This window comes from Kosmotoga pacifica (genome assembly GCF_001027025.1).
Lineage (GTDB): Bacteria > Thermotogota > Thermotogae > Petrotogales > Kosmotogaceae > Kosmotoga_B > Kosmotoga_B pacifica.
The window spans coordinates 973,220-996,187 of sequence record NZ_CP011232.1 but is presented as its reverse complement, the minus strand read 5'-3'; the positions used below and the strand labels follow the sequence as shown (position 1 = coordinate 996,187).

The following is a 22,968-nucleotide window of genomic DNA, read 5'->3' as shown; positions in this document are numbered from 1 at the left end:
CGCTCGTTAAAAGCGTTTCTCTTCCCTGACAACTTCTATTTCCATATTCTCCATCACTCTTATTACCAGGACTCTGTTAGCAAAATCTATCTGTATTTCATCCCCGGGGTTTATTTCACTTGCAGGTTTTGCTGGACGTCCATTTTTCAGAACAAATCCCTTCTCTATGGCATCCTTGGCCAGGGTCCTACGCTTAATTATCCTATTTAATTTTAGAAATTTATCGAGCCTCAATTTTTTCACCTCGCTGATGAATAAGGACCGGCTCCGCCGGTCCTTATTTTTCCCTTCTCCATCTCAAGATTGGTTTTCGGGAAGCCGTGGTCTCATCCAGTCTTCTCACGGGTGTGGTATATGGAGCGTTTTTCAATATTTCTGGATCTTTCCTGGCTTCCTCTACGATTTTCTCTATGGTTTCAGCGAACTTGTCAAGGTTATCTTTGCTCTCCGTTTCTGTTGGTTCGATCATGAGAGCTTCGTGCACTATCAGTGGGAAGTAAACTGTTGGTGGATGCAATCCATAATCGAGAAGGCGTTTTGCAAGATCCAGCGTTTTAATACCATATTCTTTGAGGAGTTTGCTCCCATCGAGCACGAATTCATGTTTGCAAGTGCCAGGATATGAAGGGGGAATGAGCTTGGAGAGCTTCACCCTCAAATAGTTTGCATTTAACACAGCCATTTCGCTGGCCAGTTTGAGCCCGTCTTTTCCGAGCATCTTTATATATGCGTACGCCTTCAGTATAACCCTGAAATTACCGTAAAAGCTTCTCACTTTTCCAATAGTGTTCGGAAGGTCATAGTCCAGATAATAACCATCGTTATTTAATCTCACTACCGGTACAGGTAGCAAACCTTCAAGATGTTTTTTAACGCCTACCGGACCGCTTCCTGGACCACCCATCCCGTGCGGTGTCGAGAAAGTTTTGTGAAGGTTCAGATGAATGATATCGAACCCCATGTCGCCCGGTCTGACGTGCCCCATAATCGCGTTGAGGTTGGCACCGTCATAATACAGTAATGTTCCGTTCTTATGCGCCATTTCAGAGATCTCGAGAATGTCCTTTTCAAAGAGCCCTAGAGTATTGGGATTGGTGAGCATTATAGCTGCTATTGTGTCATCGAGCGCCGCTCTGAGATTGTCCAGATCCACAAGCCCGGATTCGTTGGAGGCAATTTCTACCACTTCAAAACCAGCCATCGTCGCTGATGCTGGATTTGTGCCGTGGGCGGAATCGGGAACGATGACCTTCTTCCTCTGGGTTTCTCCCCTCAGTTCAAAATATTTCTTCACTATCAACATACCCGTAAGTTCGCCATGAGCTCCTGCTGCAGGTTGAAGGGTAAAGGCGTCCATACCGGTTATTTCAGCCAGCATGTTCTGGAGATCGTACATAACCTCCAATACGCCCTGAATTGTTTCAACTGGTTGATAAGGATGGAGGTATGAAAAACCTTCTAAAGACGCTATTTCTTCGTTGAGTCTTGGGTTATATTTCATAGTACAAGAACCCAGGGGATAGAAACCATTGTCGACGGAGTAATTTTTTCTGGACAGCTCCGTGTAATGACGCACCACATCTACCTCGCTGCATTCCGGAAGTTCGGGGGGATCTTTTCGCAAGAGATGCCCGGGAATCCCTGAAAAAGATGCTTCACTATGAAGTTCTTCTTTAGGAAGCGAATACCCCTTTCTTCCTTTAACGGATTTTTCGAATATCGTCATATTATCTCCTCCAGACGTCCGAGAAGAAATTCTATGTCCTCGTTACGAACGGCCTCAGTGGTACAAAACAGGGCGGAATTTCCAAGCTCAGGAAAGTCCTTTTCAAGCTCCATGGGACCGAGGATTTTATGCTTTAGCAGTTCATTATTGAGTTCCCCGACCGTGAGGCCTTCCACACTCACGACAAACTCATGGAAGAAAGGGCCTGAAAATAGCGGTTTAACCCCCTCCATATTGGAAAGTTGACTGAATAAGTAGTGGGCCTTATCGTAAGATCTCAACGCTACTTCCTTCAGCCCTTCTTTCCCCATCAAGCTCATGTAAATTGCAGCGATAACAGCGTTATGAGCGTGGTTGGAACAGATATTTGAAGTTGCCTTTTTCCTCCTGATATGTTGTTCTCTCGTTTGAAGGACCATTACATATCCCGTTTTACCGTCCACGTCTTTTGCTTCTCCGATAATCCTTCCGGGCATTTTTCGAACGTATTTCTCCCTTGTTGCAAAAAAGCCAAGTCCGGGGCCTCCAAGACTAGGATGATTCCCGAGGGGTTGGCCCTCCCCCACGACAATATCGGCTCCGAGAATCCCCGGCGCTTCAAAGATAGATAAAGCAATGGGGTTTGCTACCACAACGAGGAGAGTTTTTTCGTCCAAAAGGGCCTTTATTTTCTGCAGATCTTCTACGATGCCGAAATAATTTGGATATCCTATGATGACCGCTGAGACATCATCATCAAGGCGGTTTTTCAAGTGTTCAGGTTCAACCTGTCCCTTATCTTTTGAATATTCAATCTCTTCCACTATGATGTTCTGGGAGTGACAATAAGTCTTTGTGACTACCCTATATTCTGGATGGAGAGACCTTGCGATCAGTATCTTGTTCCTTCCATTAACACGAACAGCCATTAAAGCGGCTTCGGCGACGGCAGTTGCACCATCGTACATGGATGAATTTGCTACCTCAAGACCTGTGAGTTCCGAGATCATCGTCTGGAATTCAAAGAGCGCCTGAAGTGTACCCTGTGATACTTCTGGCTGATATGGAGTGTAGGCGGTCAGAAACTCACCACGTGAAGCCAGCGCATTTATCACAGAAGGGATATAGTGGTAATATATACCGGCACCACGGAAGACTGCTACTTCATTGAGATTGAGATTTTCATGTGCGAGAGTCTTCAGTTCACGCATCACGCTGAATTCATCAGTGCTGTCAGGGAGTTTCAATTCAAAATCGAAAACATGGGGAACATCATTGAAGAGTTCCCCGATATTCTTCACACCAATGAATTCAAGCATTTTATTTATTTCAGATTCCGTGTGGGGAATATACGGAAAGCGGCTCATTTCAGGCCTCCTCTTCTTCACAGAACTTCTTATACTCCTCCTCATCCAACAACCCATCAAGCTCGGCGGGATCACTGAGTTCGATTTTGAAGATCCAGCCACTACCCTCAGCATCACTGTTTATCGTTTCCGGAGCGGCATCCAGCTCTTCATTGATCTCTATGATTTTTCCAGAGAGGGGAGCGTAAACGTCACTGGCGGCCTTTACGGATTCAATAGTACAGACTGTTTCTCCTTTCTTGATTTCTTTGCCAGCTTCAGGAAGCTCCACATAAACGATATCACCGAGATGCTCCTGCGCGTAATTCGATACTCCAACAGTCGCTACATTCCCTTCAACAAGAACCCATTCGTGAGTTTTCGCGTACTTCTTCATGTTACTCCTCCTTTCAAGCTTTCGACTTCACTGAACCTCTATAAAATGGTGTCTTTACAATCTTAGCTTTCACGAATTTATCCCTTATCTTAACGAACACTTCCGTTCCAATTTTCCAGTACCCCTTTTCCACATAGGCCAGAGCGAGCCTTTTCCCTGTAGAGGGGGACATCATTCCACTGCTCACCCAGCCAATTTTTTTGTCGTCGGCATAGAGCTCATATCCATGTCTGGCTATGCCTTTGTCAATCAGTTCTATACCCCTGAGTCTCTTTTCAAGACCTTTTTCAAGCTGTGCAGTCAGTGCTTTGTGACCATAAAATTCTTTGTCCAATTTTACCGCCCATTTGAGACCGGCTTCAAGCGGGGAGATTTCGTCACTTAGTTCATTGCCATAGAGCATATAACAGGCTTCGAATCTTAGCAGGTCTCTAGCTCCAAGACCTGCAGGTTTTACTCCGAGAGGTTTCCCGACTTCGAGTATCTTTCGCCACAGGGGAACAGCGGCTTCAGGATCGATGTAGAGCTCAAATCCGTCCTCTCCCGTATATCCGGTTCTGGAAATCAAGCAGTCAATTCCGTTGACTTTCCCGTAAACGAAGTGATAAAAGGGGATATCTTCGAGCTTCACCTGTGAAATACCCCTCAGGATCTCTTCGGCCCTGGGTCCCTGGAAAGCGAGTTGCGCAACATTGTTGGAGATGTTTTCGATTGAAACATCGAAGTCATGGTCCTTTGCCCTTTCAAGGACCCAGTTGAAGTCCTTTTCGATATTTGAAGCGTTGACCACGAGCATCACTTTCTTGTTGCTTATTCTGTAAACCAGTAGATCATCAACAACGCCGCCACGCTCATTGCACATGGGGGTGTAACATATTTCGCCATTCTTCAAAGTGGCGACGGAATTGGTTACCAGATAGTCTGCGAAAGGGATAGTATCTTTCCCGGTTATTGAGATCTCTCCCATATGGGAGACATCAAAGATTCCGGCAACATTTCTTACAACCTTGTGTTCCTCGATTATGGACTCGTATTGTACGGGCATTTCCCAACCACCAAACTCCACCATCTTTCCACCAAGTCGCAGATGTTCCTGATAGAGCGGTGTTCTCTTAAGAGCTTCCATCGACTACAGCTCCTTTCCTTTATATTCTTCAAGAATTTTTTCAGCTCTTTTCAGCATTTCTTCGGGTACCCACACATCTGTGAGGGAACCCTCACCGAAGACAACACTATCAGTGTAAACAACCTGTGAAGAGCGTAGTTCAACCACAATGCCTTCATTTTCAAGAATACCCTTTATCAATTCTGCTTCGTAAAGCGGAATGGTTTCCTTTAACTTTTTCATAGTGTTCACCTCGCTCCCGAACAATTATAGCACCGCCGACAAGCTTAGTTAATCAACATAAAGCCTTAGCTTAAATGAGATATGGCGATTAATGTGCTATAATCACGCCGGATTTAAATTTACTTGAGTATACTCGGGAGGTCGATGGCATGATAAAGAAAATAGCAGTACTCACGAGTGGTGGAGACGCACCAGGTATGAACGCTGCGGTCCGCTCGGCTGTAAGAACGGCCGTAACGGAAGGATATGAAGTAGTTGGTATAAAACGAGGCTATTCCGGACTCCTCGACGAGGATATGTTCGAGATGAATTATTCCGCGGTAGGAGGCATCATGGAAAAAGGTGGAACCATTCTTCGAACCTCGCGCTGTGAAGAGTTCAGAACAGAGCAAGGGCGGGCAAGAGCTGCTGAAATACTTAGAAAGCATGGAATAGATGCGCTGGTCGTTATTGGCGGAGAGGGGAGCCTCACTGGAGCGATGCTTTTGATGGAAGAAACAGGCATTCCTTCTGTCGGTATACCCGGCACAATAGACAACGATATAGCGTACACTGATATGTGTATAGGTGTTGATACGTGCTTAAATACCTGTGTTGAAAACATACAAAAATTGAAAGATACCGCTTCTTCGCATGAAAGAGCCTTCGTGGTGGAAGTCATGGGCAGGAGTTCAGGGTACGTTGCCCTTACAGCGGGTATAGCTACTGGAGCAGAAGCCATAATAATACCCGAAAGACCTGTGAACTACGAGGCTATAGCGGAGAAGATCTGGAATGAGCGGAAGAGGGGAAAGATCAACTGTATAATCGTTGTCGCAGAAGGGGCCGCGAGCGCCTACACTGTTGCAAGGCACATGGAACATCGCATTGGTTACGAAACGAGGATTACCATCCTTGGTCACGTCCAGAGAGGTGGTTCGCCAACAGCCTTTGACAGAATACTCGCTTCTCGTATGGGTTACGAGGCAATTCAGTCTATAAAAGACGGTGAGTTTGGTGTGATGATTGCACTTCAGTCAGGCAAAATGGTCAGGGTTCCTTATTCCAAAGTTCTTTCTGAAAAGAAAGAATTGGACGAAACCCTCATAAAGATGGCTGATATTCTTTCGTGACACGGAGGAATGTCCATGAGAAAAACGAAAATTGTTTGTACTATCGGTCCTGCTACCGAATCTCCAGAAATGATAGAAAAGCTCATTCTTTCAGGTATGAATGTCGCACGGTTGAATACTTCCCACGACACACCAGCACATCACAGGGAAAGAATCAATAGCATAAAAAAAATCAGGGACAGGTTAGGTATTCCAGTAGCGATCCTTTTGGATCTATCCGGTCCGAAATTGAGAACGGGTAGTTTCAATGAAGAAATCGTACTTCTGCGGAAGGGTCAGGATTTCCTTTTGACAACGGAGGAAATAATAGGAGACAGTAGCAGGGTGAGCATAAATTATCCACGTTTACCTGAGGAAGTCGAACCGGGTGATACGATCCTCCTTAACGATGGAAAAATCAAGCTTAGAGTTCTTAAAACGTCCAGAACGGCGATTATGACCAAAGTGCTGAACTCAGGGGAAATCACTCATCACCGCGGAATAAACGTACCCGGCATAGACCTGAGTATTGCTGCGGTTACTGAAAAGGACAGAGAATATATAAAACTGGGAATTGAGGAAGGTGTGGATTATTTTGCGCTTTCTTTTGTAAGAAAACCCGAGGATGTTCTCGAAGCCAAAGAGATAATTGCGCAAAACGGTTCTGATATACCTGTTATTTCAAAAATTGAAACATCCCAGGCTCTATTGAGGATTGAAGAAATTGCTGCCGTAAGTGATGGCCTTATGGTGGCACGTGGAGATCTTGGTGTTGAAATCCCGGTTGAAGAGGTCCCGGTAGCTCAGAAAAGAATTATTAAAACAGGTAATAAGCACAGAATACCCGTTATCACAGCGACCCAGATGCTGGAATCTATGATTGAAAACCCGGTGCCCACGAGGGCAGAGACAGCAGACATTTCAAACGCCATTCTTGATGGTACGGATGCTATAATGCTTTCAGCAGAGACTTCCATTGGTAAATACCCCATCGAGGCGGTTAGTGTAATGAATAAAACCGCGTTATCCACGGAAAGTTATCTTATGAATAACCCCCACATACTTCAATGGACGCGTCAGGATGTTGATACCGACGATCATACAGACGCTATTTGCAGAGCGGCATGGGATATAACGGAAAGCTTGAAAGTCAAGTTAATTGTATCTTCGACATATTCAGGTCATACAGCGATTAATGTTTCAGGTTTCAGACCGAGGTCTACGATCCTTGCAGTTACACCAAATGTGAGGACTTACTATCGCCTTTCACTGATCTGGGGTGTTTTACCGCTTCTTCAGGAGATAGGTTCCAGTATTGACGAAATGGTAAAAATCGCGGGGCAAAAGGCACGAGAAATGGAACTAATAAAGACGGGAGACCACTTCATAATCACGGCAGGTGTCCCTTTGGGAGTAGCGCACTCGACCAACATGCTTAAACTTGAAAAGGTTTAGCGAGGTAGTTTGATAATCTTGCATGAAATGCAAAGTTTTATTTGTATAATCGGGAATATTTGGCGAGTATAACAAATATTTTCATATTATAGCTTAATTTTCGGATTGAAGATGTCCGCATTTTGTTTTATCATTACATTAGCAAACTAAAGCTGAGAGTGCTAAATTTCTTGATGAAGGAAAGGAGGTCGTTCTATGAAAGTTATTCCATTAGGGTCAAGGTTACTCATTAAGCCTATCAAAGAAGAGAGAAAGACTGAGGGAGGTATTGTCCTTCCCGATACGGCCAAGGAGAAACCAATGAAGGCAGAGGTTATCGAAGTTGGTAAGGATGTTGAAGACCTTGACATCAAGGCCGGTGACAAGGTTATCTTCTCCAAATATGCTGGAACAGAGATAAAAATTGATGATGAAGACTTCATTGTCATTGATCAGGATGACATTCTGGCAAAAATTGAGGATTGAAAGGGGGTAGTCTGAATGCCTAAAATAATCAGGTTCAGTGAGGAAGCAAGGACAGCTCTTGAAAAGGGAGTAGACGCGGTTGCTAATGCTGTGAAAATAACTCTCGGCCCCAAGGGTAGAAACGTTGTGCTCGAAAAAAGTTGGGGTTCTCCCACAATAACGAATGACGGTGTTTCCATTGCTAAGGAAATTGAACTGGAAGATAAATTTGAAAATCTTGGTGCGCAGCTCGTTAAAGAAGTTGCTTCCAAGACAAATGACATAGCCGGTGATGGTACAACAACGGCCACAGTCCTGGCCCAGGCTATGATCAAAGAAGGACTCAAGAACGTAACTGCGGGCGCAAATCCGATCCTCATAAAGAGGGGTATAGAAAAGGCGGTTGAGAAAGCGGTTGAAGAAATTCGCGCAATGTCCAAGAAACTCTCCAGCCGCGAGGATATCGCCCATGTTGCCGCTATATCTGCAAATGACCCTGATATCGGTGAGCTCATCGCGGAAGCGATGGACAAAGTTGGTGAAGATGGTGTAATCACGGTTGAAGACTCGAAGACTCTGGAGACTTACGTTGAATTTGTCGAGGGTATGCAGTTCGATAGAGGCTACATCTCTCCTTACTTCGTGACGGATCCTGAAAAGATGGAAGCCGTTATCAAGGAGCCATACATCCTCATTACCGATAAAAAACTCTCCGCGGTCAAGCCCATTGTCCCGATACTGGAAAAAGTAGCTCAGACTGGTAAACCTCTGGTTATTATCGCCGAAGATGTCGAAGGCGAGGCCCTTTCTACTCTGGTGCTCAACAAGCTCAGAGGTACTCTTGAATCCATAGCCATTAAAGCTCCTGGTTTTGGCGATAGGAGAAAGGCCATGCTTCAGGACATTGCTATCCTGACGGGCGGTACAGTTATCAGTGAAGAAGTAGGACTTACCCTTGAGAACGTTTCTATCGAGGATCTCGGTACTGCTGGCATGGTCAAAGTCAAAAAAGACGACACAATCATAGTCGATGGAAAAGGTGATCCCGAAAAGATCAAGCAAAGAGTCGGACAGATCAAGGCACAGATTGAACAGACAACCTCTGATTATGAAAAAGAAACACTTCAGGAAAGACTCGCGAAACTCTCTGGTGGTGTTGCAGTGATTAAAGTTGGTGCTGCAACAGAGACCGAACTCAAAGAAAAGAAACACAGAATAGAAGACGCCCTCAGCGCTACAAGAGCGGCTGTCGAAGAAGGAATCATTGCTGGTGGTGGAGTTGCTCTCGTAAGGGCAAAGAAAGCTGTGGAGAAGCTGCTCAATGAGACTGAAGATCCCGACATGAAGATCGGTGTGCAGATCGTCTACAAGTCTCTTGACATGCCCATGAGACAGATAGCCGCCAATGCCGGTCTTGATGGTGCTGTTATCGTCCATAAAGTACTGGAACTTGAAGATACCACTCATGGTTATGATGCATTGAATGACAGGTTCGTGAATATGTTCGAAGCTGGCATTGTCGATCCTGTAAAGGTTACCAGGAGTGCTTTGCAGAATGCTGCTTCCATCGCGGGTATCCTCCTTACAACCGAAGCGGCTATCGTTGAAAAACCCGAGGAAAAGAAAGAAACTACTCCACCGATGCCTGAATATTGATCTGAGAGAAGTAATGGGAGGGAATATTCCCTCCCATTTTTATTTTTTATTCTCATCTCTGAAGACAGTAACAACGAGGATTCCATTTATTTCTTTTCTGAATATAATCACGAGTCCAGCTTTCTGTACCCTGATATTTCCATTTTCCTCAATAGTGGCTTGCGAGGAAGGATCACTGATAACATTTATAACAGTTTCAGTGGAAATTCCGCGTTCATTGAGTCGTTGTAAAGCGTGGGGAGTAAACCTGATGTTCCCCAAATCGATTTTTTGTTCCCGGGTACGGGAATGTTTTCTTGGAGATCTTTCGAGTACTAGTGCTAAAATTATTAAAGCAACAATAATAAAAAAGACCGACACTACAAACACCTGACTTAAGATGAAGTATGGTGAAGCTTTTTTATTCTAATTAAATGACGGATAAGGGAACGGGTTCACAACCTTATGAGATACGGGATGAAGGGATTCATCCTGATCCCTGTTATATCAGGGTTCTTACTCATTATTTTGCTATCTCTACCATTCTACCTCAGGATGTTCTTTATCCCCAATTTTGAACACATCTTTGAACTTTCGCATGAGTTCAGTGCATTATTTTCTCCCTCACTTTAATTGGCAGGATATTGGAGCGTCAGTACGGCACCGGCCCCCCCATGCTTTTCAGCTGCTGTTTGGGGCCATTATTCCCATGACTCTGTTGTTTGAGAACCTGTGGCTAGGAATAAAAATACTATGCTATAATGATGGTTGAAAGCGGATTATGGAGGGATAGAATGCGTGTTCAGGATGTGAAATACCTCAGTAGAGTGATAATGGAATCCGGCGAAATCCCTTTGATTTGGGGACATTTTGGGGTCGGAAAGACCGACCTTGCCAAAGAATTGGCCAGGGAAACAGGGAGAAAGTTGATTATCCTTGTTATCTCCCAGATGGAACCGGGGGACCTGATTGGAATGCCGGCCAGGGGGAACGAAAAGACAGTCTTTTTGAAACCTGATTGGTGGCCGGAAGATGGGAACGTTATCATCTTGATTGACGAAATAAACAGGGCACACCGCTCTATAAGGAACGCTATAATGCAGCTCTTGATAGATAGACGGATACACAACCACGTGTTACCTGAGGGTGCCTGGATCATGGCTGCGGCCAATCCCCCCGATGAAGAATACGATCAGGTAGAACTCATAACAGACCCGGCGTTTATGTCCCGGTTCTTCCATCTCGAAATTACGCCAGACCCGAAGGAATGGATCGATTGGTCTCAAAAGATAGGAGTCCCGGAAGAAGTTACGGATTTCATTGAAGAATATCCAGAATTCCTTACAAAAGACAGACTGGTTTCGATGAGATTGGATTTACGCCCCAGTCCACGGAGTTGGTACAAACTCGGTAGGGTCATAAAGAACCTCGATAGGAAAGGATTCGAAAGGTTCGGATATATCCTTGCCGCCGGGATTGTCGGACCTGAGGCGGCAAGGACATTTATCAATAGAGTCAAAGGCATTGCCAATATCCCCCGTCCAGCAGATATCCTCCTCGAACTTTCAGACTCCACTATAGAAAGAATAAAAGCCTTTGACATTACGGCGGTGAATTCCCTCGTTACGAGGGTGACAAAGCACCTTTCGGAACTGAATGATCTCGAACTGAAAGATTACTATGAAAAAGTTGGAATTATCTCCAAGAACCTTCTCTGGCTAAAGAAACTTATACCCAGAGATTCTTTCTTTTCGATTGTCAGACATATTGCTTTCAGACTCGAGAACGAAAAAGGCTTGAAGAGAGCCTTTTATGAGAAATTGCTTGAAGAACTGGCAGTGGATGGAGATATTCTCGATTATCTTGAAAAGAGGGGATAGCGTGCCCAGAGCTTCTGTAGTAGAAGAAGCGGTAGTGGAACTCGCAAGGAAGAGTCCTTTTTATAACTATCTTTTTATGCATATTGAACGAATTCCTACTTCTAAAGTGCGGACCTTCAGTCTGAGGATCTCTGGAGAAGGGAACATACAGCTCTATTACAACCCAGAAGTCCTTTCTTCCAAACCTATAGAAATGGTACAGGCCCTGTTGGAGCACGAGTGCTTTCATATAATAAATGGGCATATTTTGATACCGGTGAAGAATAGCAGGTACAAAGCTTTGTGGGATTTATCCATGGATGCTGCTATTAATCAATACATACCGGTTCTCGACGCTTTCAGCCTTCCGATGGATCAGCTTCTCATGGAAGGGTGCGGTACTGATAACGAGCGTTTTTTTGTTGCTCCGCCGGCATCTATACCTGGAGAGACGGCAGAATTTTATTTCCAGTGGGGTCTGGAGTTTATGAAAAAGAACAAAACTGTCGATCTTGAACTGCTGGAAGAAAATATTGAAATGGCCGATTCTCACGAGAGTTTTGGCGATTTTGAATTACCCAGAGAGTTCATTGAAGAATTGTTGAAGAACATCGTTTCGGAAACTTATGAAAAGGCGAAAGACGGTATACCGGAAGGCATTGAAGCTTCCATTTCGCTATTTCTGAATAAGCCATTACTGGACTGGAGGACTATGATCAGAAGCTTTTTCGGTTCGGCGCAGTACATTGGCAGGTATAGGACCCCACTTTGGCCGAATAGGCGGTATGAAGACCAGCCTGGTTGGAGAAACGATTACGCGGCAAAACTGGTCATAATACTCGATACGAGCGGTAGCATTGTCGATGAGGAGTTCAATGCCTTTTTCAGTGAAATCGATATGCTCACCCGCCTTACGGATTCAAAGATATGGTTGATTCAAGTTGATGAAGCTGTTCAGGCGGTAACAAAGTATGGAAGGGGCATGTGGAAGGATCTAAAACTCATTGGTAAAGGGGAGACGAATCTTCAACCTGCCATCGACTACGCACAGAGAGAATTGAGACCGGAAGGATTAATCATTTTCACGGACGGCTTCACAGATTTACCCCATGTTAAGAGGAAGGTTATCTTCGTGCTTTCCAGGCATTACAATCCTGAATTTCTTGAAGATGCAAAAAAGATATACGGTAATTCTTCGGTGGTGATCCTCAAGTGATCTTTCGTGGGCCAAACGTTCTAAAAGACCTGTTCAACGAATTTTACTCTCAGCATAAGGCTTTTTACGCTGATGAAGCACTGATTCTTAGAGATAGGCAATCGGTTCTTGGAACCGAATTTGGGCACTTCATTACCTCAATCGTGGATGATGCTAGAGATAGTGCCCCAACACTGTCTCTATTTATTGATGAGGAAGGAAGGGGATTTTTGGGGCTGTCTTCTGTGACTCCAATGAAGCGAATGAGTTCTATCTACAGGTACCCTCCCTCACGAGTTACGGAGGCCCTCAGTAAGCTGTATAAAAAGTTATTTCCCGAAGCAAAGGTAACGGTCTCAAGAATAATACTTCAGTCACCGCTGAGAGTTCATTTTGTAGCTTTTTGTGGCAATGAAAGATTGTTAAAGCGAGAGATGCTGAAGGCCTCTCTGGCAGGCAGGAATTTTTATAAAGTGGCGGAGAAAATGGATGATGAACTGTTCGATTTTTATTGTAAATATTTCAAGAGATGGGTGAAGTTGAGACATGGAGAGATCTTCGTTTATCCAACGGAGGACAGAGTGAAGATCGTAACAGGACTGCCCCGCCTTAGTCACAATCTTGATTTATCAATAATTATTGAGCTGTCAAGGTTATTTAGAAGCCTTGTGGTGAAGAAACAGAACATTTTGAGGGCGTCGAATGTTTCACCTGACATGAATTTCTCCGGAGTAGCCACGAGCGCGTACGAAGTTGATTTGATAGATTCTCTTGAAGTTTACAGAAATCTTGAACCTTTTTATGAAATGTACAGAAAAAGTATAAAAAGGGCTATTGAAGCGATGATTGATTCTGTCAAGACATTACCATTCGAAGAAGGGTTCAAAGATGATTAAGCCATTTATCAAAATACAATATCCTCCGTCGAAAAAAGTGTTCAGGTCTTTCAAAGCCTCGGACTTCATCTCATATAGTGGAAGAATTTGCCTTTTCGATTCTGAGAGCTTTGACAGGTACAGACTCTACGAATCTCTCGAAGGCACACCGTTATTCAACCTGTCACATGAGCTCGTATTGTTGAAGGATAAGGAACTCTTCGTTCCGACTGTCGTCGAATACCTGTTCTTGAGAGGAGTGGTGGCGACCATAGGCTTGCCCATCGTAAGGGAAGACCTGATAGAAATGTATAAGAAATTTTCGAGGGTTCACCTTTCCCCTCTTGTTAGTGATGAGAAACTTTCAATGATGAATGAAAGAGGCAGATTTATGGAAGTTAGAAACATGAAGTTATATGTAAACATTTCAGCGAACGGTCTCAGGTATGAAATGCCTCAAAAAGGTTGAGTTGAAGGGTGTTTAAACAGCAGTCAGTGAGGTGATTGGATGAAGAAACTCCTCGGCGTTTTCGATATTATGTATTTTCTCCTGGTTTTCATTCTGGTCTTTTTGCTTGTTGGGCTGCTTTTTACAGGAAAGTTCCTTATGATGGGAGTTACTGCAGGTGGAATAATCTTACTCATTTATATCAGATATCTTGTTTATAAAAAGTTCGGTGAGAAAGAAGAAAAAGACGGAGGGGATTAGTTCCCTCCGTCTTTGAATTCTAGCGTCCTTTTCACCTGTCTTTTAACATGAAATTCGAGCTTATCTCCTTCTTGTATATCGTCAAAAGATAGTAGCTTGATTCCGCATTCTTTAGGGGCATCCACCCTGTTGACTTCTTCCTTATAGTGTTTCAACGATTCTATCTTTCCATCGAAGATTTCTTCGTTTCGTCTATATACCCTGACAAAGCCGTCTTTTGTAACATAACCATTTTGGAGCTGGACACCTGCTATGTTACCGAGTTTCTTGATTTTAAAGACCTGCTTTACTTCACCATGACCAACGACTTCGTCCACTTCTTCCGGTTCGAGAAGCCCCTCAAGAGCTTTCTTCAGATCATCTATCAAATCGAAAATGATCTCGTATATCTTTATCTGTACACCTTCCTCTTCAGCTTGAGATCGTGCCTGACTATCTGGTTTCACTTTGTATCCTATGATGACTGCATCGGAAGCGGCTGCAAGCATAACGTCACTGCCATTCACCGGACCAATACCAGAATGGACAATTTCTATGTGAACCTCCTCAGTTTCCAGTTTGGCAATAGCCTGCTTTAAAGCCTCAACAGCCCCGAAGGAATCAGACTTGATGATGAGGTTCAGTATCTTCCTTTCTCCCTCTCCCGAGATTCTCATGAATTCTTCGAGCCTGACGTGCTTTTTGCCTTTAACCATTCTTTCCTTCTTTTGCCTTTCCTTAACAAAGGCAGAGATTTCTCTCGCCTGATCAAGGCTATCAACGACATATAGTATTTCATGCATATCGGGAACTTCTTCGAACCCTATTATTTGAACGGGGTCAGAAGGGCCTGCATTTTTCACTTTTCTACCTTTTTCGTCTCTGAGGGCTCTGACTTTACCATGTGTCGAACCAGCCACAATGTAATCTCCCGGTTTGATTATCCCGTCTTTAATTATGGCTGTCGCCAGAGGGCCGACGCCTTTATCGAGTTCTGATTCAATTATGACACCACGGGCATTTCCCTGCGGAATGCACTTTATCTCACTCATTTCGGCCACAAGAAGTATCATTTCGAGCAGCTCATCGATGCCTTTGCCCATCTTCGCGGAGATGGGAACAACAATGGTATCTCCGCCCCAGTCTTCTGGGACAAGTCCCAATTTAGAAGCAAGTTGTTGCTTTGTCAGATCGATATTCGCGTTGGGTTTGTCTATTTTGTTTATGGCTACGATTATCGGGACATTTGCCGTTTTTGCATGGTTAAATGCCTCAATTGTTTGGGGCATTACACCGTCGTCCGCGGCTACAACTAGAACGACTATGTCCGTTGCTTGGGCGCCCCTCGCCCTCATTTCAGTAAAAGCCTCATGGCCGGGAGTATCTATGAAGGTTATTTTTTTACCATCGATTTCAGCCTGATAGGCACCTATCGACTGGGTAATTCCTCCTACTTCCTTTTCGGCTACGGTGGTTTTTCTGATTCTGTCTAGAAGAGTTGTCTTACCATGGTCTACGTGTCCCATTACTGTTACAACAGGAGGCCTCTGTACAAGCTTTGATTCGTCTTTGTATAGTTCATCAAATTTTTCTTTCAAAGCTTCAATGGGGTCGGAAATTTTTTCTTCCTTGAGTTCGATGTTCCAGCCATACTGAGCTGCAATCTGTCTCGCTTCTTCAAGGTTCACTCCCTGAGCTGGTCTGAGTATAATGCCGCGCATAAAGTGGTCTTTAATGATCTTCGAAAGTGGGACCTTTATTTTTTCTGCCAGTATGTTGAGTTTGAGTTCTTCGGGACTCAGATGCACCGTTTTTCTGATCTTTTCCTTGAGTATCTCTTCTTCTTTCTTCTTTTTTTCCTCTTCTTCTATAATTTCTTCTTCCTCTTCTTCAAGCTTCTTTGCTTTCTTTTTTTCAGAAGCTTTTACAGAGCGTACTTCTCTTTTTTCTTCTTCGTAAAGGCTGGCAATTATGTTCACTGTCTCATCATCTAGCATGGACATATGGCTCTTCACTGAAACACCGAGCTCTTCGAGTTCATCCAACAGCTCTCTCGTGCTTATTTTTAATCTTTTTGCGAGTTCATACACTCTGGTCTTTGGCATTGTCCTCACCTCCGGGCCTGACCAGTTTAATAATTTCAGCCGCAAGTCCCTCATCAGTTATTCCGATAGCTGATATGTTGTTTAGACCAACGGCCCTGGCCAGATTGAGCTTATTCGTATGTTCAAGTTCCACATAAAAAGCACCGTGACTCTGGCATCTCTTTCTCCAGTCAAGCTTTATAGAATCGCTGGTATCGCTGGCAACGATCAGAACTTTTTTTCTTCTGTTTTCACGCAGATACGAGCGAATCATTTCTTTTCCAAAAACAATCCTATTCGCTTTTCTGGCGAAGCCCAGGTACGATAATATTTTTTTTTCGTTGATACGAACACCTCCGATATTTTTAGTACTTGAGCTTGATCACCTTCATATTTAGCTTTGAGAGTTCTTCTCTGCTTGTTATCAAGAGCTCTTCTTTCTCTTCATAACTGTCGAAGTGACTCAAGAAATCTTCTGGCGAAATTAGCTTGAATTTAAGCGCTTCGGTTTTAAAATGCATTGGAATAACGATCTTTGGAGCCAGTTCCTTAGAAAGATCAAAGGCCTCTGAAGGCCCTATGGTATAAACACCCCCAACGGGAATCATAAGAATATCGGGGTTTTTTACTTTGTTAATAAGGTCTCTTTCGAGTATGACTCCAAGGTCTCCAAGATGAAGTATACGTATTCCATCAGGCGTTGTGAACTCAAATACAATGTTTGTGCCCCTTTCCGCACCTCTCGAAGAGTCATGGTATGTCAAATAGCCCTTTATCACGAATCCATCTCTTGAATATTCTCCCAGCTTATCGATTACCTCGAAATTTCCCTTCAAGAGGTGGTGGGCGTTGTGATCAAAGTGCTGGTGGCTCTCAGTTATCAGATCCGGATTCACATCGGGAATCTTGTAACCAACCGACTTGTCAAAAGGGTCGGTTAGGAGTATCTTACCTCCACTCTCGATGGAAAAACACGAATGACCATGCCATTTTATCCTCATCGTACCACCCCCTCCAATTATTATAACATGCATTAATCGTAGAGTATTGGAAGAAAAAAGGGCGGTTTCTTAACCGCCCTTTTCTTTCTCAGAATATATGTTTATTTGCCAAAGAAGAACTTTACCATTGTCGGAAAACGCTTCGCCCAAAATCGTTCGTTGTGAAGGCCACCTTCATCTTCCACATAAAGAAGGTTTTTATCTGTGTAACCGAGTTTCTTCAGGAGATCGATCATATTCCTCGTGTCTTTCAGAGCCTGTTCAACTTCAGCAGTTCCTATGTCTATATAGAGTTTAAGATTATCGACTCCTGCATTCTCAACGAACTCAAAGATCTTGCCACCTGTTATCCAGAACGAGGAACTCATTGCCCCGACCATTCCAAAGACTTCCGGATTCCTAAATCCTGCGTAGAGAGATATCAATCCACCCATTGAAGAACCTGCAATTGCAGTGTTATCATTGTCCGTTAGAGTTCTGAAATGGGTATCTATATAGGGTTTTAGCGTATTGATTATGAAATCAACATACAGGTCTCCTTTTCCTTCACTGCTGTAACCATCCCCGGAGAAAGGCCAGGGAGAGTATTCCGATAATCTCTGCTCTCCTGTGTTGTATATACCAACAATAATGAGTTCGCGAAGCTCACCCAAGGTTATTAACCTCTCACAGGTTTCATCCACTTCCCATTCGCCAACAAAGGAAGTGGCTGTATCAAAAATATTTTGGCCGTCGTGCATGTAAAGGACGGGGTAACGTTTTTCTTTATCTTTCTTATAGCTTGGAGGGAGGTAGACTATTATTGTTCTTTCATTGTTCAGCTCCGGAGAGTATAACTGAAATTTTTCGAAATGCCCCGTTAGAGTGTGGGGAATACCCACTTCAATATCTCCCCTCTCGACGAAGTCTCGCCAGTGTTTGACATCGAATTCATAAACACCGGGGTCTTTTACTTTGATTGCGCGATTGGATATCTCTTCACCTTTCTCTCCTTTTTCAACGGTTTCCCAGTTTCCACGGGTGAATTTAAACTCGACCAATGTGCCCGCATCAAATTTGAGCGTAATTTCATAGGTCTTCTCCGCTATTTTCGTCATTTTTGTCTTTGGATCCCCTGGGTTCCAATTATTGAAGGAGCCACCAATATAAATTTCCGCATCATCGGGTGTATAATTCGGGACAGTCACTCTAAAGGTAACTTCAACTTCCCCCTGTACCGCTGGTTCTACGGCTTCTTCGGTTTCTTCTCCTGGTAGCGGCAGGTCAGCCCATGAATCTACACTGTCATTCACTATTTCTTCTTTCTTTACTTCGAGTATCCTGTTGTTGATTTCCTCACCCAGAGGTCCCTTTTCAACTTTACCCCAATTTCCCCGGGTGTACTTGTATTCTATAGTACTCTCCGCTTTTAGGGGAAGGGTTATTTTTGCTACGAGACCAGTTCGTTCCAAACGGTATTTTCTGTCCCCAGGATTCCAATCATTGAAATTGCCTGCAATATAAATGCTATCCCCCTCAGGAGTGTTTGAAGGTAATGTGACTACAAACGTAACAAGAACCTCACCCGCTTTTGCAACAGGAACTTTAGGAGCATTATTCTGAGACTGTTGCGTAGAACATGCAGTGACAAGAAGCACAAGGAGTAAAATAAAGGGGAAAAACTTCTTCATCCCAACACCTCCCTCTTCAAAATTACCCCGTTGAGGTCGTAGATATATACACTCATAATCTTTCCAAATTCAATCAATCCAAAGGTGCCCGATGTTGAATCTTTGGGTAAAGAAGGACTACCAGGATTCAAAATAAGCTTTCCATCGTGTTTTTTTAATTCATGAATGTGGGAGTGTCCGCTTATGACCACGTTAGCATCATCGATTTCAACAGTTCTATGACCGTGATAAATCAAAAACCGCATAGAATTTATGCATTCCAATCTGTGCCAGGGAAGCTCATTCACTTCCATTATCATGAGATCAACATCCGCATCGCAATTGCCCCGGACTCCCACCAACTTATCTCTGAGCATTTTAAACCTTGCTCCCAGCTCAGCTGGGTTGTACCCTTCAGGTATTCTGTTTCTCGGTCCGTGATATAAATAATCCCCGGCGTGAATTATCAGGTCCACATTTCCGGAGATTTCCAGTATTCTATTGAATCTCACGATGGAACCGTGTGTGTCTGAAACCACTAGAATTCTTTTAACCATCTGAAATATATCACCTTCCCTTTTTCCGCTGCTATCGTAACTTCATTCGCTGTGGCTGTATTTGAAATCCCGAACGGCTGGTCAAAGGCCATTTCTCTGTTTTCAAGCTCGTATTTGAACCCCTTTAAAGTTACTCCCGGGACTAAACTTCCGAAAGGAAAGATGGACCAGGTCTCGCCCGGGATAGCAGAAAAAGTCTTGGATCCGTGCACGAGTCCAATTTCTACCCTCTCTGAGAGTATCTTTACTTCCATTTCTTCCTTAGAAAACTTGAGCAGTAACATAAGTGTCGCCAGAAAATGGTCTTCTCTTCCTCCTGTGGCGGTAAGCAATATCACACGATTGAAACCGCGATTATTCAACTCTATTAAGGCTAATTCCGTATCCGTTTCATCTTTCTCATGAGGGAATTTGATTGTCTCTACACCATTTGAAACACACCAATTTAATGTTTCAGGGGAGACAGAATCCAGATCACCAATCAACAGATCAGGAACAACCTCTATTTTCCTCAAATATTCAGCACCAGAATCCACTGCGACAATAAAGTCAGAGATGTTGACAATTTTTCTAAAGAATTTTTTTGAAGAATCCTTTTTTCCCCCGAGAAATACTGCCGCTGTCTTCATCTCACATCTCCCGAGAATAATATTCGTCTGTACTTGTTGACAGTCCTCCTCGCAATTTTAATACCCTTTTGCTGAAGTATTCTCGCTATTTTTGAGTCACTGAGGTCTGGCTTCTCCTTCAGTAATTCAGCCATTATTTCCATTGCATTCTGACGTGTCTGCACACTGCCGAAGAAATATCTCAGTGGGAAGGTACCAACGGGAGTTTGGACGTATTTTCCCTTTACCGCTCTACTGACAGTGGAAACGACGACCTCATTTTTCTCGGCTATTTCGGTCATTTTCAGAGGGGTGAGCCTTTTCGTCCGTCCCAGCAGGAAAGCGCTGTTCTTTCTGATCAGTTCCCGGCCAATGTTGAGTAAGATCGTTCTTCTCTTTTCAAGCGCATTTATATAAAAATGAGCTTCTTGAAGCTTCTCGTTGAGGTATTTGCTGGCGTCACTCTTTTCTTCCTGAAGATACCGTTCATAAATGTCGTCAACTTTGAGAGCGAGTCCGCAATCACGCACATTCACTATGAATCTACCGTCAATAAAGTCGATATATATCTCTGGTTCGATGTATCTCGTAGGATTTCCATCTTCATAGCCCGAGGTAGGGAAGATTTCATCGCCCCTGAGTTCTCGCATCTCCTCCAGGCTTTCAGCAAATAAACCTTCGAATCCCGCATCCCTTATTTGATCGATGACTTTTTTCAACACTTCTGGTGAGAGATTATATTCATTTGAGATTTCTAAAAGCTTTTTTTGGAGTATTCCTCTTGAGTCGGTATTTTCTAATAAGGCTTCGAAGGCTCGCAGTTCCTCGTCCTCAAGCAAATAATAAGCTAATTCAGAGAGTATCTCTTCAAAAGAAGGTTGAGGACCTTCAAGCCTATCAAAATCCCAACCTTGAAAATCCTCGCGGGTTTCCCTCATATAGATATTGTAATCCGTTCCGGAATCATAATAGTCTTCTTCCTCTTCCTCAATTTCATCTAGCAACAGCTCATATTCATCCCTCTCGAGCTCGAGCAAGGGATTCCCTTCGATAAGTTCGCTCAATTCAGCTTTCAGCTCCAGATGGTTGAGTTGAAGAAGTTTAAGTGCCTGTTGCACTTTCAGAGACAATCCAAGTTTCTGTTCAAGACGCTGGGAAAGTTCATGATTCAGTCTCATGATATCACCATGCTATTCAAAGAATTTTGGTTCTGCAACACTTTTTCTGAGGATCCATATCTTTGAACCTACAAAATTCCGGTATAAATCCGTTCATACCAGTGACAGATACATCATGCTATAGAACATCTTTGTAACTCTACTCGATTTTCCTTCTCATTATACTCCAGACATTTACTGCGTATCTTTAATATAGGTGAGTAAAGCCAGATGCTTTATTTAGCTAATGTACCCTTTCATTATGACTTCCCTGGAGATATGAAAAAACTTCAGCATAATTCTCTGCTACGATTGTTGGTGAAAGACTGGACTCGGGTTTTTGGCTGAGTTCTGCAGCCTTTCCCATAAAATAGCTACCCAATATCAAAGAGTCGATCGATTCCAGTCCCTGTGCAGAAAAACCGGCTATGGTGCCAGAGAGCAGATCACCACTACCTGCTTTCGCTAGACCGGTGTTGCCGGTAATATTCAGCCAAATATTTCCTGAATAGGTGGCTATAATAGAAACCGCTCCTTTGAGAACTATCAAAACACCATTTTCTTCTGCAAAGGCTTTTATGAGGTTCATGTTGTTGATAACGTGTTCAATACCAGCATCCACTAATCTGGCGAACTCGCCCGGATGAGGGGTGAGGATGAAATTCTTTTTTCCCTTTATTATCTCTGGCCATTTACTTACTGCATATAAGGCGTCAGCATCAACAACCACGCTCCTAAGTTTATCTAACTTTCCATTTGACAGCAATTCCCGCACAAAAGCTTGAGTCTCTTCAGTTCTCCCAATACCTGGACCAATAACCAAAGCATTGGTTTTTTCAATAAGGGGGATGAGTTCATTGAGATCGTCAGGTATCAGCGTGTTCGACTTCGAAGCGATAGCAATCGCTTCTGGTAAGTGATTTCGGACAACACTTTGTGCGTTCTTTGGTGTGAAAGTGTATATCATTCCGGCACCGACTCTCAGACTTCCAAGGGCAGAAAGGAGTACCGCTCCTGTATAATCAGGACTCCCTCCGACAATACAAACCCTTCCAAATGTCCCTTTATGTCCCCAGGGAGGTCTTTCTGGTAATAACTCTCTGGCAAGGGAATCATCTATCAACTCGATTGAAGATAGTTTTTTGAGGATATATTCAGGAAAACCAATTTGTGCTATACGTAATGAACCCACATAGTTGCGACCCGGGAAGAAGAAATGCCCTGGTTTCGCTAAGCCAAAAGTTACCGTAACATGTGCGTTGAATGCTACCGGATTAACGGAGCCATTCACACCATTAACTCCAGAAGGTATATCTATAGCCACCCTCTTCAGCTGCAAAGAATTGATATACTCTATCAAAGAAACTATTTCTTTTTCTAACTTTCCACGAAATCCAACACCAAAGAGCCCGTCTAAAATAAGATCGTATTCTTTAATGAGCTTTTTCCTGCTTTCAGTGAGCTTCTTGTAGCGATATACTTTTCCACCGAAAGCTTTGAATAGCCGTTGATTGAAGCGAGCTTCCTTCGTTATGGGTTCACCAAGGCTAAGGGCGTTCACCTCTATCCCCCTGGCCAGTAGCAGTCTTCCGGTAGCGTAGGCGTCTCCCCCGTTATTCCCTTTTCCACAGAGCAGTAGAACCCTTTTGGGAGAAAAATTCAACAGTTCTGCAACAAGGGCTCCGGCTGCGTTTTCCATGAGGAGTAAGGCTGGTACGCCCAATCCTATGGTCTGTTTATCTATTTCTTTCATCTCTGAAGGTAAAGACAGTTTCATTAAATCACCCCGTTAATATGATAACATCACCTTGTTTAATGATTGAGAGGTATATCATGAATACCGGGAGTCAATGTAATTTGAAATGGTATAATTT

General features: G+C 43.6%; 24 protein-coding genes and 1 pseudogene. 9 read left to right on the top strand and 16 right to left on the bottom strand.

Annotated features, from left to right (window positions below; genetic code table 11):
• Positions 1-6: 6 nt before the first annotated feature.
• The 6 genes from IX53_RS04590 to IX53_RS04565 are packed head-to-tail and all read right to left on the bottom strand — an operon-like array spanning position 7 to position 4,796.
• Positions 7-243 carry a S4 domain-containing protein gene (locus IX53_RS04590; RefSeq protein WP_245612766.1) on the bottom strand — a complete coding sequence of 79 codons (237 nt, stop codon included), beginning with the start codon at positions 241-243 and terminating at the stop codon, positions 7-9.
• A 34-nt stretch (positions 244-277) separates the two neighbouring features.
• Positions 278-1,726, bottom strand: a complete 1,449-nt coding sequence (gcvPB, locus tag IX53_RS04585) for an aminomethyl-transferring glycine dehydrogenase subunit GcvPB (protein WP_047754342.1) — start codon at positions 1,724-1,726, stop codon at positions 278-280.
• The gene (gene gcvPA / locus IX53_RS04580) at positions 1,723-3,072 is read right to left on the bottom strand and encodes an aminomethyl-transferring glycine dehydrogenase subunit GcvPA (protein WP_047754341.1); all 1,350 of its coding nucleotides are present in this window, start codon (positions 3,070-3,072) and stop codon (positions 1,723-1,725) included. The genes gcvPB and gcvPA overlap by 4 nt, the downstream gene beginning before the upstream one ends.
• A gap of 1 nt (position 3,073) precedes the next feature.
• Positions 3,074-3,448: a glycine cleavage system protein GcvH gene (gene gcvH, locus IX53_RS04575; protein WP_047754340.1), complete on the bottom strand. Its 375-nt coding sequence runs from the start codon at positions 3,446-3,448 to the stop codon at positions 3,074-3,076.
• A gap of 13 nt (positions 3,449-3,461) precedes the next feature.
• Complete coding sequence (gene gcvT, locus IX53_RS04570; RefSeq protein ID WP_047754339.1) at positions 3,462-4,574, bottom strand: glycine cleavage system aminomethyltransferase GcvT; 1,113 nt, start codon at positions 4,572-4,574, stop codon at positions 3,462-3,464.
• 3 nt (positions 4,575-4,577) lie between these two features.
• Complete coding sequence (locus IX53_RS04565) at positions 4,578-4,796, bottom strand: putative signal transducing protein (protein ID WP_047754338.1); 219 nt, start codon at positions 4,794-4,796, stop codon at positions 4,578-4,580.
• 152 nt (positions 4,797-4,948) lie between these two features.
• Between IX53_RS04565 and pfkA the strand changes: the two genes are divergently transcribed.
• From pfkA to groL, 4 genes are all read left to right on the top strand, one after another.
• The gene (pfkA, locus tag IX53_RS04560) at positions 4,949-5,908 is read left to right on the top strand and encodes a 6-phosphofructokinase (RefSeq protein WP_047755449.1); all 960 of its coding nucleotides are present in this window, start codon (positions 4,949-4,951) and stop codon (positions 5,906-5,908) included.
• Between the two features lie 15 nt (positions 5,909-5,923).
• Entirely contained in the window at positions 5,924-7,342 is a 1,419-nt protein-coding gene (gene pyk, locus IX53_RS04555) for a pyruvate kinase (protein ID WP_047754337.1), read from the top strand.
• A 195-nt stretch (positions 7,343-7,537) separates the two neighbouring features.
• Positions 7,538-7,807, top strand: a complete 270-nt coding sequence (groES, locus tag IX53_RS04550) for a co-chaperone GroES (RefSeq protein WP_047754336.1) — start codon at positions 7,538-7,540, stop codon at positions 7,805-7,807.
• A gap of 15 nt (positions 7,808-7,822) precedes the next feature.
• Entirely contained in the window at positions 7,823-9,442 is a 1,620-nt protein-coding gene (gene groL / locus IX53_RS04545) for a chaperonin GroEL (RefSeq protein ID WP_047754335.1), read from the top strand.
• A 39-nt stretch (positions 9,443-9,481) separates the two neighbouring features.
• Here groL and IX53_RS04540 read toward each other — a convergent pair whose 3' ends face one another.
• Complete coding sequence (locus tag IX53_RS04540; RefSeq protein ID WP_218916088.1) at positions 9,482-9,703, bottom strand: DUF4258 domain-containing protein; 222 nt, start codon at positions 9,701-9,703, stop codon at positions 9,482-9,484.
• A 512-nt stretch (positions 9,704-10,215) separates the two neighbouring features.
• On the opposite strand from IX53_RS04540, the gene IX53_RS04535 reads away from it, so the two are divergent.
• From IX53_RS04535 to IX53_RS04515, 5 genes are read left to right on the top strand one after another with little or no spacing between them, the layout of a single operon-like run.
• Positions 10,216-11,301 (top strand): AAA family ATPase, encoded by a 1,086-nt coding sequence (locus IX53_RS04535; protein ID WP_047754333.1) that lies wholly within the window; start codon positions 10,216-10,218, stop codon positions 11,299-11,301.
• Position 11,302: 1 nt separating this feature from the next.
• The gene (locus IX53_RS04530; RefSeq protein WP_245612764.1) at positions 11,303-12,496 is read left to right on the top strand and encodes a vWA domain-containing protein; all 1,194 of its coding nucleotides are present in this window, start codon (positions 11,303-11,305) and stop codon (positions 12,494-12,496) included.
• A complete protein-coding gene (locus IX53_RS04525) occupies positions 12,493-13,371 on the top strand; it encodes a DUF4895 domain-containing protein (protein WP_047754331.1) in 879 nt (292 codons plus the stop codon). The genes IX53_RS04530 and IX53_RS04525 overlap by 4 nt, the downstream gene beginning before the upstream one ends.
• On the top strand, positions 13,364-13,819 hold the full coding sequence (locus tag IX53_RS04520) for a hypothetical protein (protein ID WP_047754330.1): 456 nt from the start codon (positions 13,364-13,366) through the stop codon (positions 13,817-13,819). The genes IX53_RS04525 and IX53_RS04520 overlap by 8 nt, the downstream gene beginning before the upstream one ends.
• A 39-nt stretch (positions 13,820-13,858) precedes the next feature.
• Positions 13,859-14,059 carry a hypothetical protein gene (locus tag IX53_RS04515; RefSeq protein ID WP_047754329.1) on the top strand — a complete coding sequence of 67 codons (201 nt, stop codon included), beginning with the start codon at positions 13,859-13,861 and terminating at the stop codon, positions 14,057-14,059.
• Here the strand turns inward: IX53_RS04515 and infB are convergent.
• The 9 genes and pseudogenes from infB to IX53_RS04475 all read right to left on the bottom strand — a co-directional run bounded on the left by infB (position 14,056) and on the right by IX53_RS04475 (position 22,871).
• Positions 14,056-15,846, bottom strand: a complete 1,791-nt coding sequence (gene infB / locus IX53_RS04510; RefSeq protein ID WP_420811584.1) for a translation initiation factor IF-2 — start codon at positions 15,844-15,846, stop codon at positions 14,056-14,058. The genes IX53_RS04515 and infB overlap by 4 nt on opposite strands.
• Before the next feature lie 207 nt (positions 15,847-16,053).
• Positions 16,054-16,143: pseudogene (locus IX53_RS11110) on the bottom strand (translation initiation factor IF-2 N-terminal domain-containing protein); the annotation flags it as partial.
• Entirely contained in the window at positions 16,121-16,396 is a 276-nt protein-coding gene (locus tag IX53_RS04505) for a L7Ae/L30e/S12e/Gadd45 family ribosomal protein (RefSeq protein WP_245612763.1), read from the bottom strand. The pseudogene IX53_RS11110 and the gene IX53_RS04505, both read right to left, overlap by 23 nt.
• Positions 16,397-16,487: 91 nt before the next feature.
• Positions 16,488-17,123 carry an MBL fold metallo-hydrolase gene (locus IX53_RS04500; RefSeq protein ID WP_047754326.1) on the bottom strand — a complete coding sequence of 212 codons (636 nt, stop codon included), beginning with the start codon at positions 17,121-17,123 and terminating at the stop codon, positions 16,488-16,490.
• A 101-nt stretch (positions 17,124-17,224) separates the two neighbouring features.
• Positions 17,225-18,793 (bottom strand): alpha/beta hydrolase-fold protein, encoded by a 1,569-nt coding sequence (locus tag IX53_RS04495; protein ID WP_082128471.1) that lies wholly within the window; start codon positions 18,791-18,793, stop codon positions 17,225-17,227.
• A complete protein-coding gene (gene yfcE / locus IX53_RS04490; protein WP_047754325.1) occupies positions 18,790-19,329 on the bottom strand; it encodes a phosphodiesterase in 540 nt (179 codons plus the stop codon). The genes IX53_RS04495 and yfcE overlap by 4 nt, the downstream gene beginning before the upstream one ends.
• Positions 19,311-19,958, bottom strand: coding sequence for a thiamine diphosphokinase (locus tag IX53_RS04485; RefSeq protein ID WP_047754324.1), 648 nt, complete (start codon positions 19,956-19,958; stop codon positions 19,311-19,313). Before IX53_RS04485 ends, yfcE begins: the two co-directional genes overlap by 19 nt.
• Entirely contained in the window at positions 19,955-21,115 is a 1,161-nt protein-coding gene (locus tag IX53_RS04480) for an RNA polymerase factor sigma-54 (RefSeq protein ID WP_047754323.1), read from the bottom strand. Before IX53_RS04480 ends, IX53_RS04485 begins: the two co-directional genes overlap by 4 nt.
• 223 nt (positions 21,116-21,338) lie before the next feature.
• Positions 21,339-22,871 carry a bifunctional ADP-dependent NAD(P)H-hydrate dehydratase/NAD(P)H-hydrate epimerase gene (locus IX53_RS04475; protein WP_047754322.1) on the bottom strand — a complete coding sequence of 511 codons (1,533 nt, stop codon included), beginning with the start codon at positions 22,869-22,871 and terminating at the stop codon, positions 21,339-21,341.
• Positions 22,872-22,968: the final 97 nt, after the last annotated feature.